The sequence below is a fragment of the Roseateles asaccharophilus genome (assembly GCF_004362405.1).
GTDB classification, from domain to species: domain Bacteria; phylum Pseudomonadota; class Gammaproteobacteria; order Burkholderiales; family Burkholderiaceae_C; genus Kinneretia; species Kinneretia asaccharophila.
In genome coordinates, this window is sequence record NZ_SNXE01000006.1 from 230,057 (window position 1) to 243,001 (window position 12,945).

Here is a 12,945-nt window from a genome sequence, read left to right on the forward strand (position 1 = left end):
TCAGGTCTTGGCGATGGGCTTGAGCACGCGGGGGCGCAGGCTGCGGGCGCGCGGATCGAAGGCGTCGCGCACGCCATCGGCAAAGAGATTGGCGGCCAGCACCAGGGCCACCATGAAGGTGAAGGCGGCGGCAAAGGGCCACCACACCACGGGGTCGCGGCTCATCTCGTTGCGGGCGAAATTGATCATGCCGCCAAAGCTGTTCATGGAGGGGTCCACGCCCACGCCCACATAGGACAACACCGCCTCATAAAGGATGAGCGAGGAGAACTCCAGCACCGTGACGATGAGCATCAGATGGGCCACATTGGGGAAGATATGGCGGCGCATGATGCGCAGATGGCTCACCCCGAAGGCCGTGGCCGCCTGCACATAGTCCAGCTCACGCAGCTTCAGCGCCTCGGCACGCAACAGCCGGCACAGACCGGCCCAGCCCGTGACGCCCAACACCATGCACAGCAGGAAGAGCTTGAGATCTCCCCGCTCCACCCCGGTCTCGAAGAGCTCGGGATGCTTGTCCAGGAAGACCTGGACCATCAGCACACAGGCCGCGATGAGCAGGATGTTGGGGATGGAGGACAAGACCGTATAGATGTACTGCACCAGCTCGTCCACCCAGCCCCGGAAATAGCCGGCCATGATGCCCAGGCCCACGGCCAGGGGCAAGGTAGCCAGCGTGGCCAGGGCGCCGATCACGAAGGCGGTGCGAACGCTCTTGAGCGTCTGGTAGAGCACATCGTTGCCGGTGATGTCGGTGCCAAAGACGTGATAGCGCCCGATCAGCGCGGCAACCATGCCGACGAGCACGCTCAGGGCCAGCAGCGCCCAGGCCGCGGCACGCCAGGGCAGGCGTGACTCGCCGCGCCAGAGCTCGCCGCAGGCCGCGGCAAAGGCCATGCAGCGATGCCGGCCGTAGAACACCGCGCCCAGCGCGCACAGCAGCAAACCACCCAGCAGCCCAGCCGCGGCGCCGCCCAGGGCGCGCAGGCTCACATCGGCCAGCCACTGGCGCGGCGGATCGCTCAGATGTGCGCCGCCGAAGCGCAGGCGCGGGGCGCTGCGCACCACCTGCCCGTCCACCTCCAGCGACTCCTTGGTAAAGCCCTCGTAGTGCAGGGGCAGCGAGTAGGTGGACTCACGCCCCTCCAGCGCCGGGGCCAGCAGCGCGTCCAGCAAGGAGCGCACGCGCACGTCATAGGCGACGGCGGAGGCCGTGCTGCCGGCAGCGGCCGGCAGGGGCAGACGGTAGTGCACGCTGTCGGCCAGCGTCACCAGCAAGCCGGCCGCCAGCACCACGGCCGAGGCCATGGCCGGCGCACCGGCAAAGGCCTTGGCCCAGGTGGCGCGCAGATTGGCGTCGCGGCGCACCATCAGCACATAGGCGAACAAGACCGCCATCAGCAGCCAGATGGCGGCGTCGGTCCACAGAAGCACGAATTTCGGCATGATGCTCAAGTCCTCAGCCCAGGCGCACGCGCGGGTCGGCCCAGGTGTAGGCCAGGTCGATCAGGATGTAGGTGGCGATGTAGAGCAGGGAGCCCACGAAGACCATGGTGCGCACGATGGCGAAGTCCTGCTTGCTGATGGCCTCGATCACATAGGCGCCCAGACCCGGGATGCCGAAGAAGCTCTCGAACACCAGGCTGCCCATGAAGACGTAGGGCAGATAGCCACCCGCGCTGGTGATGATGGGGATCAGGGCATTGCGCAGCACATGGCGGTACATCACCACGGTTTCCTTCAGGCCCTTGGCCCGGGCGGTGCGCACATAGTCCTTGGCCACCTCCTCCAGCAGCATGGCCCGGTACAGACGGGCCTCGGCGCCCAATCGGGCCAGGGCCGAGAGCAGCACCGGCAGCACCAGGAAGCGCACCACGTCCAGGCCCGTGGAGTAGCCCGAGATGGGCGCCAGCTTGAGCACGCGCGAGAAGAAGTACTGGCCCACGATGATGTAGAACAGGCTGGAGATGGAGAGCAGCAGCACACAGCTGATCACCCCCCATAAATCCAGCCGGGTGTTTCTGAAGGTCACCAGCAACAAGGCAAAGGCCGTACTCGCAATGACCTGCAGCACGAAGATGGGCAGGGCCAGCTGCAAGCTCACCCACATGCGGGTGGCGACCTCGTGGCCGATGTCGCCCGCGCTCTCGCCATCGGCGCGGCCGAACTTGAGCGTGAACAGCGAGACCGAGCGCTCCCAGAAGATGGTGTCGGTGTAGCGCTGCACGCCCTCGCGGGCCTCGTTCACGTACAGCGGCTTGTCATAGCCGCGCTCGGCCTTCCACTTCTCGATCAGCTCGGGCGTGACGCGCTTGCCGCCAATGTTCAGGCGCGCCATATCGTCGGGCGTGTTGACCGTGAAGAACAGGAAGAAAGTGGCCAGATTGACGCCCAGCAGCACCAGCAGGCCGTAGCAAAGGCGGCGGAAGGTATAGCGGATCATGTTTGTGCGGGGCTCAATCAGGAGGCAGGGGCGTCGTCGACCAGACGGCCGCGCGCATCCAGGCGTTCACGCCGCTGCAGGGCGCGTCGGGCCAGCCACACGGCAAGGGCCCCGAGCAGGACCAGCACCGCCAGCGGCCAGAGCACAGGCTCGTTCCAGAGGCGCACCTGGCTGGCGCGCTGCTCGGCATCCAGGCGCAGATAGCGCGCGTGGTCGCGAACCAGGATGGCGGGCTTGGAGTTCTTGATCCAGCCATGCACGGCCGCCGAGGCATAGGGATAGAAGCCGAAGCTCAGCGGGGCGTCGTCACGCAGCAGGCGCGTCATCTCATCGATCACCCGCTGCTTCTCGGGGCCGTCGTCCAGGTTCTTGAGCTTGGCAAAGAGCTTGTCGAACTCCGGGCTGATGTAGTTGGCGGTGTTCTCGCCATCGGACACGCTCTTGGCATTGGGGCCGTAGAACAGGAAGAGGAAGTTTTCCGCGTCCGGATAGTCGGCATTCCAGCCCAGCCAGAAGACCTGGTGCTTGCCCTTGCGCACCTTGTCCTGGAACTGGTTGTTGTCGGTGGCACGCACTTCCAGCTGGATGCCCAGCTTCGCAAACTGCTTGACCACCCAGTCGATCTCGGGCTTGCGCTCGGGCGAGGCCGGAGCGTAGTAGTCATAGTTCAGAACCAGGGGGCGGCCCGACTTGGCATCGCGGCCATCGGGGTAGCCGGCCTCCACCATCATGCGGCGGGCATCGTCGATGGAGCGTCGCACGGCGCGCCCGTCGACCCAGCGATGGGTCACCGGGTTCACGCCCTCGGGCGTGCCCTCGCGCGAGCCCGGGATGCCCTGGGGCAGCAGGCCCTGGGCGGTCTCACCGGCCTTCTTGGGGAAGACCTTGGAGTACTCCTCCCAGTCGATGGCAATCGTGATGGCCTGGCGCAGCAGGCGGTTGCGCTTGCGCTGCTCCGCGGTCTCGCCCCAGCCAATCACCGGGTCCAGCATATTGAAGCTGATCCAGTAGCTGTTGACGTCGCTGTACTGCTCAAAGTCAAAGCCCTTGGCCTTGTACTGGGCGCGCACCTCGTCGGAGTCATCGGCCTCGACCAGATAAGACTTGCCGGTGTCCGTGCGCTCGAAGACCTCAAGGTCGTAGTAGCCGTCGCGGAACTTGTTGCGCTGAGGCGTGGCCTCGCGCTCCACGGTCAGCACGATCTTGTCGATGAAGGGCGTGGGTTTGCCGCAATCGGCCAGCAGACCCTTTTTCTCATCACCCGGCATGCCCTCGCAGGGATAGGGCTCGCCCCGGTAGTTCGGGTTCTTCTCCATCACGATGCGCCGGTCCTTGGCGTACTCGGTCATCATGTAGGGGCCGGTGCCCACGGGCCAGACGTCCAGGGTCAGGCCACGCTCGGCCATGCCGGGCTGGGCGTAGAAGGCATCCGCCTCCCAGGGCACAGGGGCCAGGAAGGTCATCTGCATCCAGTACTTCCACTGCGGGTACTTGCCGCGGATCTTGAGGCGCAGGGTGTGCTTGTCCAGGGCCTCGGCGCCCTCCAAGGGCCAGCGGCGAAAGTCCAGAAAGGGCTTGTCCAGGCTGGACGGATCCAGACCCTGACGCAGCTTGGCGTCCTCGCGCTTGATCAGCTCCCCGTACTCCTGCAGGCCCTGCACATACTCGGCAAACACGCCATAGATGGGCGCGGTGATGCGGGTGGTGGCGTGCCGCTTGATGGCATAGACAAAGTCCTCGGCCACCAGCTCGCGCGTGCCGCGCTCGGCGAAGTCCCAGGGCGTGCGCCGCTCACCCAGCTCACCCGCGCGCATCTGGTGGTAGAGGTACTCGCCTTGGGCATTGCGGGCAAAGGCCGGATGAGGCGCGTACAGGATGCCCGGCTTGATGGGCACGTCGTAGATGCTCAGCGCAATCTGCTCACCGGGCGCGTCGTCCGGCAGCGGGCGTCCCTGCTTGTCCAGATACTTGGGCTGCACCACCTCGGCGGCCGTCTTGGGCACCAGGGTGAAGGGTCGCTTGAGGTAGTGGTAGCCGTAGAGCGGCTCGTAGACCTGATAGGTCACGGCCGTGTCATTCGACCAGTAGGACGCCGTAGGGTCCAGATGCCGAGGCGTGTTCTCGATCATGGCCGAGTACACGAGATTGCGGCTCTCGTCGCCCTGGTTCCAGGGGCTGTTGTTGCAGGCGCTCAGCGCCAGCGTGGCGGCCAGCGCCGCGGCAGCGCAACGCGCCGTCGCAGCCAGTCCTCGAAGCACTTGCATGCGGAGCAACCCATCCTTCCAGCAACAGCGGATGCGAGGGCTTGCGGGTCCGCCCCGTCGCATCCTTCAAAAAACAACGAGCCTCCCGGACAGTGCGGCTCGTGGCCGCGTGTGCAGGAGGCAAGGCCCACCATCATAAGGGCAAAGGCTGAGGCAACACCCCGCAGGCGCGGGGCCGGGTCTTACCGGCTTGAAGGACGCTTGGCCTCGTGCTCGGCCTCGTGACTGCAAGCCTCGTCGCAGTCGTGCGCGTGCTGGTGATGCGCCGGGTCCGGGCCCCAGATCATCAGGGCCTCGCGCCCCTGCACCACCAGATCCATCTTGGCGCCCACCGGCAGGCAGACCTTGGTGGGCACATGGCCGAAGGGCAGGCCCGTCAGGATGAGCAGGCCCGGGCAGCGTTCGCGCACCGCGGCAATGGCGCTCTTGAGCGTGTAGCCGCGGTCCAGCGGCGACTTCTTCCAGGCGCTGAACTCGCCCAGCACCACGGCCTTCTGCGCCTGCAGCACCCCGGCCTGGGCCAGCTGCAGCAGCATGCGCTCCACGCGGTAAGGGTGCTCGTTCACATCTTCCAGAAAGAGGATGCCACCCTTGATCTTGGGGAAATGCGGCGTGCCCAGCAGGGAGTTCAGCACGCAGAGATTGCCGCCCCAGAGCGTGCCGCGCGCGTGCAGGCCGTCGAAGCCGGCCTCGGTGCGAAAGCCCACGGCCTCCAGCAGGCCCTGCATGGCTTCCACAAAGCAGTCGCGGGTGATCTCATCCACGCCACCCTCGGCCTCCTCGCGGCCGAAGTCGTCGCAGGCCAGGGGGCCGGCCCATAGGCCAAAGGCCTCGGCGCTGCGCAGCTTGGTGTGGGCCAGCAGACCCAGATGCAGGGAGGTCAGATCGCTGTGGCCCACCCAGCGCGTGCCGCGCTCCACGGCGCGCGCCAGCAGGGCCCAGTCGATCTGGTCCAGCAGGCGGGTCAGGCCATAGCCGCCACGGCTGGCCAGGGCCACCGAGGGCGCGGCCTCGGCCACGCGGTGCAGGGCCGCCAGGCGCGTGGCATCGTCACCCGCAAAGCGCTGGTGGCGCGCCAGCGCGTCGGCATCGATCTCGACCTCGAAGCCGAGCTGACCCAGGCGCTTGGCGGCGCGCTTGAGGGGCTGGCTCTTGGCCAGCACGCCGGCGGGGGTGTAGAGGGTCAGGGAGCTCATGGTTGTTCGGGGTCCAGGTGGGTGGCGTCGCCGGTGGGAATGGGGGTATCCGCCTCGGAGGCCGCGGCCTGGGCGGCCAGGCGACGCTGGCGGGCGGCGGCGCGACGCTCGGCAAAGAACTCGCGCAGCAGGCGCGCCGAGGGCTCGGCCAGCACCCCGCCCACGATATGGGTGTGGTGGTTCAGCTGCTTCTGGCCAAAGAGATCGAGCACCGAGCCCGCCACCCCGGTCTTGGGGTCGGGCGCGGCAAAGACCACGCGCTTGAGCCGCGCATGCATCATGGCCATGGCGCACATGGCGCAGGGCTCCAGGGTCACGAAGAGCTCGCACTCCGGCAGGCGGTAGTTGCCCAGCAGGGTGGCCGCATGGCGCAGCGCCACGATCTCGGCATGGGCCGTGGGGTCGTGCGTGGTGATGGGGCGGTTGTAGCCGGTGGCGATCACCTGGCCGGCCCGCATGATGACGGCGCCCACCGGCACCTCGCCCACCAGCAGGGCGTTGTGCGCCTGGTCCAGGGCCAGACGCATGGCGTACTCGTCGGCGGGGGTGGGGCTCAGGTTCTGCATGAGGCCGGGCAGTGTAGCAAGCGGCGGGCCGCTATCCTTGCGCCCGTATGCAAGACGCCCTGTTTCCCGAGGAGCTGCTGACCCCGGCCGTTTCGCCCATGGCAGCCACGGCGCCCCCGGCCAGCGCCGGCCTCAAGGTCCGCCCACAGCCCGTGGATGAGGCGCAGCGCGCCCTGGCCGCCGCCCTGCCCCGCGAGATCCATCTGGGCGGCTCCTCCTGGAGCTACCCCGGCTGGGCCGGCCTGGTCTGGGACAAGGCCTACGCCGAAAGCCTGCTCTCGCGCCACGGCCTGGCCACCTATGCGCTGCAGCCCCTGCACCGCGGCGTGAGCCTGGACCGCGGCTTTTACCGGCCCTTGAGTGCCAGCCAGTACGAACGCTATGCGGCCCAGGTACAGGCGGATTTCCGCTTCACGGTCAAGGCACCCAGCCTGGTGAGTGACGCCCTGGTGCGCGCCGAGGGCAGCGGCCGGGGCCAGCAACTCAACCCGGTCTTCCTGAATCCCGAGCTGGCCTTGCAGGAATTCGTGCAGCCGGCGCTGGAGGGCCTGGGCCCCAAGATCGGCGCCCTGGTCTTCCAGCTCAGCCCGCTCACACCCCAGATGCTGGCCCGCATGCCCGAGCAGCTGGAGCGCTTGCGAAGCCTGCTGCGCGCCCTGCCCGATCTACGCAGCGCCACGCCCGAGGGCGTGATCGCCGTGGAGGTGCGGGACCCCGAATGGCTCACGCCGGACTTTGCCGCCGTGCTGCGCGAGTGCGGCGCCACCTACTGCCTGGGTCTGCACCCCAAGCTGCCGCCCCTGGCCCAGCAGCTGCCCCTGCTGCGTGCGCTCTGGCCCGGCCCCCTGGTCTGCCGCTGGAACCTCAACCGCCTGCACGGCCCCTATGGCTATGAGGACGCCGGCCGCAAGTACGGCGCCTTCGACCGCATGCTGGACCCCGACCCCGAAACCCGTGAGGCCCTGGCCCGGGTGATACGCGGCACGGCCGGCGCCGGCCACAAGGCCTATATCAGCATCAGCAACCATGCCGAGGGCTGCGCCCCCTTGAGCGTGCGCGCCCTGGCCCAGGCCCTGGTCCAGCCCCTGGTCCAGGACAGGGCGCCCAAGCGCTGAAGCCAGGACAGCGGCTGCGGAAAAGAAAAGTGGCGCGCAAGCCCCAGGGGCTCGCGCGCCATCGCGCTGGGCATCAGGGCCCCGTAGGACGGGGCCGCAATCCGCTGCCTCAGCCGCGCAGGGCGGCCAGGGCGGCGTTGAAGGTCTTGGACGGGCGCATCACGGTGGCCAGCTTCTCGGTGTCGGGCTTGTAGTAGCCACCGATGTCCACCGGCTTGCCCTGCACCTCGGCCAGTTCCTTGACGATGGTCTGCTCGTTCTCGCTCAGGCTCTTGGCCAGGGGCGCGAAGTGCTTGGCCAGCTCGGCGTCGTCGGTCTGGGCGGCCAGTTCCTGGGCCCAGTACAGGGCCAGATAGAACTGGCTGCCGCGGTTGTCCAGCTCGCCGGTCTTGGGGCTGGGGCCCTTGCGGTTGTCCAGCAGCTTGCCGGTGGCCGCGTCCAGGGTCTTGGCCAGCACCTTGGCCTTGGGGTTGTTGTTCTTCAGGCCCAGGTCTTCCAGGCTCACGGCCAGGGCCAGGAACTCACCCAGGGAGTCCCAGCGCAGGTGGTTTTCCTCCACCAGCTGCTGCACATGCTTGGGCGCAGAACCGCCGGCACCGGTCTCGTACATGCCGCCACCCGCCATCAGGGGCACGATGGACAGCATCTTGGCCGAGGTACCCAGTTCCATGATGGGGAACAGGTCGGTCAGGTAGTCGCGCAGGATGTTGCCGGTGGCGCTGATGGTGTCCAGGCCGCGGATCACGCGCTCCAGGGTGTAACGCATGGCGCGCACCTGGCTCATGATCTGGATGTCCAGGCCAGCCGTGTTGTGCTCGTGCAGGTACATCTTGACCTTGGTGATCAGCTGGGCCTCATGCGGGCGGTAGCTGTCCAGCCAGAAGACCACCGGCATGCCGGAGTTGCGGGCGCGGTTGACGGCCAGCTTGACCCAGTCGCGGATGGCGGCGTCCTTGACCTGGCACATGCGCCAGATGTCGCCCTGCTCCACGTTCTGGCTCATCAGCACCTCGCCGGTCTCCAGGTCGGTGATGTTGGCCACGCCGTCTTCGGGGATTTCGAAGGTCTTGTCGTGCGAGCCGTATTCCTCGGCCTGCTGAGCCATCAGACCGACGTTGGGCACCGTGCCCATGGTCTTGGGATCGAAGGCGCCGTGCCACTTGCAGAAGTTGATCATCTCCTGATAGATGCGGGCAAAGGTCGACTCCGGCATCACGGCCTTCACGTCCTTCAGGCGGCCGTCGGCGCCATACATCTTGCCGCCGGCGCGGATCATCGCGGGCATGGAGGCGTCGACGATGATGTCGTTGGGCGAGTGGAAGTTGGTGATGCCCTTGGCCGAGTCCACCATGGCCAGCTCGGGGCGATGCTCGTGGCAGGCGTGCAGGTCACGCTTGATCTCTTCTTGCTTGGCGCTGGGCAGGGTGGCGATCTTGTTGTAGAGATCGACCATGCCGTTGTTGACGTTCACGCCCAGCTCGTCAAAGAGCTTGCCGTGCTTCTCGAAGGCTTCCTTGTAGAAGATCTTCACGCAGTGGCCGAAGACGATGGGGTGCGAGACCTTCATCATGGTGGCCTTGACGTGCAGCGAGAACATCACGCCGGTCTTGTGTGCGTCCTCGATCTCGCGCTCATAGAACTCCAGCAAGGCCTTCTTGCTCATGAACATGGAGTCGATGATCTCGCGGTCCTGCAGCGCGACCTTGGGCTTGAGCACGATGGTCTTGCCGCTCTTGGTCAGCAGCTCCATCTTGACGGTGCGGGCGCGGTCCAGGGTCATGGACTTTTCGCCGTGGTAGAAGTCGCCGCCATGCATGTGCGAGACATGCGAGCGCGAGGCCTGGCTCCACTCGGCCATGCTGTGCGGGTTCTTGCGGGCGTATTCCTTGACGGCCTTGGGCGCACGGCGGTCGGAGTTGCCCTCACGCAGCACCGGGTTCACGGCGGAGCCGATGCACTTGTTGTAGCGGGCGCGGATCTCCTTTTGTTCCTCGGTCTCGGGCTTCTCGGGGAAGTCGGGGATCTTGTAGCCCTTGTCCTGCAGTTCCTTGATGGCCGCCTTGAGCTGGGCCACCGAGGCGCTGATATTGGGCAGCTTGATGATGTTGGCCTGGGGCTTGAGGGTCAGCTTGCCCAGCTCGCTCAGATTGTCCGGCACGCGCTGCTCTTCGCTCAGGCAGTCGGCAAAGGCACCCAGGATGCGGCCCGCCACCGAGATGTCACTGGTACCCACCTTGATGCCTGCCGGCTCGGCAAAGGTCTGCATGATGGGCAGGAAGCTGGCCGTGGCCAGCAAAGGGGCCTCGTCGGTCAGCGTGTAGATGATGTCAGGCTGCTGGGTGCTCATGAGTGTTGTCCTGTAGTTCTTGCGCTGCACCCGCTCACAGTGCAGCAGCGACACAAAAATCACACCCTGCGCCACGAGGCACAGAGATGTTCACGCCGCATTTTCCTGCAATTTGACTCCACGATGCGAAAAACGCTGCAAGCGCTGCCATGACAGGCCCGCGTAAAGAAAAGCCGCTGCAAGGCAGCGGCTCTACGAGCATTCGGAGGCAGGCAGTTCGCAGCGCCTGAGACCAGCATTGAGCCCGCCCGCGCCCAGCTTGATGCCCACACCCACGCTGCCGCTCTTGGAGCTCTGGCTGTTGCTTTCCTGCGTGGTGTTCTGCGCGGCCAGGATGTTGATCTGGTCCTCGGCCTGGAGCCGGGTCTTGCCCCCAGCCTGCACCGTGCTGCCGCGCAGCGTCAGGTCGCTGTCTGCGCCGCCGCCCGTGGCGCGGATGCTGATGTCGCCGCCGGCCGTGACGCTGCTGCCCCGCGCCAGGTCCGCGCTGCTGCTGTGCTGGCTTTGGCTGCGGCTGGCGCCCAGGGTGAAGCTCAGGCCGATGCCCCCGGCCTTGTCGGCGGCGTTGCCGTCGGTCATGACCGACGAGCCGTCCGGATTCTTCTGGCCCGTCGGCACCTGGCCCTGGCCGCCCTTCACCGCATCCACCGCCTGCTTGGTATTTATCGCCACATTGGCCGCAGCCAGGGCCTTGACGCGCGAGTCGCTGCTCTGGCCGGCCGCCTTGATCTGGCTGCTCGCGCTTTGCACCGCGTTGAGTACTGGGTTGCTCACGGCCACCTCAGTGTTCATGCGGGTTGGCGGGATTTTGCAGGTCCGACTAGATACAGCTGTCTAGTCTGGCGCGCAATGCCTCTTCAAACTCAGCAATGGTGAACTCCTTTCCGGAATTCAAATATCCTGCATCATCGTAAACGGAATTACCAAATTTCTTGCAAATTGAGTACACCACCACAGCGGCAAACAAATCATCACCTCGAGTGCTAACAGCCCCCAAAAATCTCGCAGAGTTTGGTATCCGTTCGTCTATCGCTTGCTCATCAATCGACACCCAACACCACTCATTTTCAGCAGCGCCCTTCACGTAGGAGTTTTTATGACAAGGACCAACCGGCTCAAATGTTACCGTCGGCACTTGTTGCTTAAAGTAAACAAAGCCATCTTTTATAGCAACCATTAACTCATCATGCGTGGGATTGGTTGCCATGGGTATAAAAGAATCTCTCATGGTGCACCCGGAACCTTCATAGCAGAGCGGGTCAATATTACCCAGCCATTTGTGGTTTTGATATTAATGTTATTGACAACCCCCTCATTCAATACGTTTGCAATCGGCGACCCTGGCTTCACCCAGCTTGTCACATCTTGAGTCGCGACACCCGCCTTAGTTGCATCAACATACATATCCCCAACTTGGCCGGCCTTACTCATTTGATTGGCGCCGCTTATTACATTTCGTTGAACTGCCGTCATACCATTGCCTGTCACCTCCTTCAGGCTAACAGGTACGCCATTGAGCCAGCCATCAATACCTGGGGTGTTGGAAGCCGGTTGCCCTACGAACTTTCCACCTTTGAAGGCAACAATATCAGCAGCCTGAGCGGTTTCCGCTGCACTCATCGCATTGGGCACAACTTCACCGGCTTTCGGGGCAGGTAAGCGCTTCGCGAACTCACTCCACTGCGCATGGTTGAGGTAGTTGTTCTGCGCCGCATTGGCCGCCGTGTTGGCTGCGGTATTGACGCTCGCCGCCGTGCCGTCACCGGTAGCCAGGGCGCCCGCCACACCGCCCATCAAGCTGGCAAAGGCGACGGTCTCTGCGGCTTTGCCGGGATCCCCCGAGGGGTTGAACCACTGGGCCGCCGACTCCCCCACCATGGCGCCGGCATGGCATCCAGTTTGTGCCGCAGCGGCACTGCTGATCTCAGGCTTTCAAAGCGTCCAGCGACAGCACGGCATCGTAGTCAGGCCAGTCTTCGCGAGCACGCTTGAGCACGCCCTGCATGAGCTCATCGAGCTCGGGCACAGCTTGCTCGGGTGGAAGCTGGTCAAAGGGTGCGGCCATCAAGGGATGATCCAGCCTCGGGTTGGCCAGTCCTTCCCATTCGCGCAGCCGGAAGATGAAAAGGATTTCCACCGGGACGCGCTCCAGATGCCTGTCCTGGTTGAAGTCGTAGGAGTTTTTTTGGCTCTCTTTGCCGGTTTGCCACGTGTGGCGGTCGCACGCGGCCAGCAGGCAAGGCACCAGATCGTCGGGGTTGGGCGTGCGCCAGTGGGCCAACAGCGCTTCGTAGATCGGCTCGTCGTAGGCATAGCCCGGCCACTGGTGTGAGACATCGCCCACCCAGTCGGCAAACAGGCGCAGCATGAAGGCTTGGGCGCGGCGGTGCTCCTCTTCGTATTCGATCACCAGCTGGTGCCCACGATTGAGCGCCGCATGGGTCAAATAGCCTTGGTGGATCACGGCGTCTTTCCAGCCAAGCATCGCCATCGCGGCCATCATGTTGGCGGCGGTTTGGATGGAGAACATCCGAAGGCCGCCGTCTGGATGCTGCGGGAACAGGATGCCGTATCGATAGTGCCAAAAGAACGCTTGCTTGATGCCAACTTGGTAGTAGCGTATCCAATAGGCCAAATCAGGCCTCCAACTCGGGTTGTCTGGCGCAGTTGCCAATGCTCGGCATGCTTGGACCCTTGCTAGCCTTTCTGTGGTGTAGTCTGTTATGTTGCGCTTGTTCGGCAATTGTTGTGAGGGCGCCGCATCCTCTCTGGTCACGTACTCACGAATGGCGTTTCGATGAAAATCTTCGTGAGTGAGTGCTTTCGCAATGCGCCCCAACACGCTTTTGTAGGAAGGCCACTTTGGGTTCACACCCATGCGATCACATCGGTTCATTTGCTGGGCCATGATTCCACCTTGAATTCTGCGACGCCTGTTGTGCCGGGAGCTGGCAGCCCCACTTTGACGGTGACACCTTATACCTTAAAGCCATCCGTACTTAGAGCGACCCGAG

11 protein-coding genes are annotated in these 12,945 nt (G+C 64.9%); 1 reads left to right on the forward strand and 10 read right to left on the reverse strand.

Annotated features, from left to right (window positions below; all coding sequences use genetic code 11):
• From DFR39_RS14215 to tadA, 5 genes are all read right to left on the reverse strand, one after another.
• Complete coding sequence (locus DFR39_RS14215; RefSeq protein WP_133604232.1) at positions 1-1,446, reverse strand: ABC transporter permease; 1,446 nt, start codon at positions 1,444-1,446, stop codon at positions 1-3.
• Positions 1,447-1,459: 13 nt separating this feature from the next.
• Positions 1,460-2,443, reverse strand: coding sequence for an ABC transporter permease (locus tag DFR39_RS14220; RefSeq protein ID WP_133604233.1), 984 nt, complete (start codon positions 2,441-2,443; stop codon positions 1,460-1,462).
• Positions 2,444-2,460: 17 nt separating this feature from the next.
• Positions 2,461-4,707, reverse strand: coding sequence for an ABC transporter substrate-binding protein (locus DFR39_RS14225; RefSeq protein WP_133604234.1), 2,247 nt, complete (start codon positions 4,705-4,707; stop codon positions 2,461-2,463).
• Between the two features lie 182 nt (positions 4,708-4,889).
• Complete coding sequence (locus DFR39_RS14230) at positions 4,890-5,903, reverse strand: LD-carboxypeptidase (RefSeq protein ID WP_133604235.1); 1,014 nt, start codon at positions 5,901-5,903, stop codon at positions 4,890-4,892.
• Positions 5,900-6,469: a tRNA adenosine(34) deaminase TadA gene (gene tadA / locus DFR39_RS14235; RefSeq protein WP_133604236.1), complete on the reverse strand. Its 570-nt coding sequence runs from the start codon at positions 6,467-6,469 to the stop codon at positions 5,900-5,902. The genes DFR39_RS14230 and tadA overlap by 4 nt, the downstream gene beginning before the upstream one ends.
• A gap of 47 nt (positions 6,470-6,516) precedes the next feature.
• On the opposite strand from tadA, the gene DFR39_RS14240 reads away from it, so the two are divergent.
• Positions 6,517-7,584, forward strand: coding sequence for a DUF72 domain-containing protein (locus DFR39_RS14240; RefSeq protein WP_133604237.1), 1,068 nt, complete (start codon positions 6,517-6,519; stop codon positions 7,582-7,584).
• Between the two features lie 109 nt (positions 7,585-7,693).
• Here the strand turns inward: DFR39_RS14240 and DFR39_RS14245 are convergent, their stop codons facing one another.
• The 5 genes from DFR39_RS14245 to DFR39_RS14265 form a co-directional block, all read right to left on the reverse strand.
• Entirely contained in the window at positions 7,694-9,931 is a 2,238-nt protein-coding gene (locus tag DFR39_RS14245; RefSeq protein ID WP_133604238.1) for an NADP-dependent isocitrate dehydrogenase, read from the reverse strand.
• A 192-nt stretch (positions 9,932-10,123) separates the two neighbouring features.
• Positions 10,124-10,705 carry a hemagglutinin repeat-containing protein gene (locus tag DFR39_RS14250; protein ID WP_162849533.1) on the reverse strand — a complete coding sequence of 194 codons (582 nt, stop codon included), beginning with the start codon at positions 10,703-10,705 and terminating at the stop codon, positions 10,124-10,126.
• A gap of 46 nt (positions 10,706-10,751) precedes the next feature.
• Positions 10,752-11,138: a hypothetical protein gene (locus DFR39_RS14255; RefSeq protein WP_133604240.1), complete on the reverse strand. Its 387-nt coding sequence runs from the start codon at positions 11,136-11,138 to the stop codon at positions 10,752-10,754.
• 17 nt (positions 11,139-11,155) lie between these two features.
• Positions 11,156-11,809 carry a VENN motif pre-toxin domain-containing protein gene (locus tag DFR39_RS14260; protein ID WP_133604241.1) on the reverse strand — a complete coding sequence of 218 codons (654 nt, stop codon included), beginning with the start codon at positions 11,807-11,809 and terminating at the stop codon, positions 11,156-11,158.
• 46 nt (positions 11,810-11,855) lie between these two features.
• On the reverse strand, positions 11,856-12,839 hold the full coding sequence (locus tag DFR39_RS14265) for a hypothetical protein (protein WP_211343874.1): 984 nt from the start codon (positions 12,837-12,839) through the stop codon (positions 11,856-11,858).
• Positions 12,840-12,945 lie beyond the last annotated feature (106 nt).

Bases quoted from the DNA above. Each gene is read 5' to 3' on its own strand.
- DFR39_RS14215 (WP_133604232.1), bottom strand. From the start codon at position 1,446: ATGCCGAAATTCGTGCTTCTGTGGACCGACGCCGCCATCTGGCTGCTG.
- DFR39_RS14220 (WP_133604233.1), bottom strand. From the start codon at position 2,443: ATGATCCGCTATACCTTCCGCCGCCTTTGCTACGGCCTGCTGGTGCTG.
- DFR39_RS14225 (WP_133604234.1), bottom strand. From the start codon at position 4,707: ATGCAAGTGCTTCGAGGACTGGCTGCGACGGCGCGTTGCGCTGCCGCG.
- DFR39_RS14230 (WP_133604235.1), bottom strand. From the start codon at position 5,903: ATGAGCTCCCTGACCCTCTACACCCCCGCCGGCGTGCTGGCCAAGAGC.
- tadA (WP_133604236.1), bottom strand. From the start codon at position 6,469: ATGCAGAACCTGAGCCCCACCCCCGCCGACGAGTACGCCATGCGTCTG.
- DFR39_RS14240 (WP_133604237.1), top strand. From the start codon at position 6,517: ATGCAAGACGCCCTGTTTCCCGAGGAGCTGCTGACCCCGGCCGTTTCG.
- DFR39_RS14245 (WP_133604238.1), bottom strand. From the start codon at position 9,931: ATGAGCACCCAGCAGCCTGACATCATCTACACGCTGACCGACGAGGCC.
- DFR39_RS14255 (WP_133604240.1), bottom strand. From the start codon at position 11,138: ATGGCAACCAATCCCACGCATGATGAGTTAATGGTTGCTATAAAAGAT.
- DFR39_RS14260 (WP_133604241.1), bottom strand. From the start codon at position 11,809: ATGGTGGGGGAGTCGGCGGCCCAGTGGTTCAACCCCTCGGGGGATCCC.
- DFR39_RS14265 (WP_211343874.1), bottom strand. From the start codon at position 12,839: ATGGCCCAGCAAATGAACCGATGTGATCGCATGGGTGTGAACCCAAAG.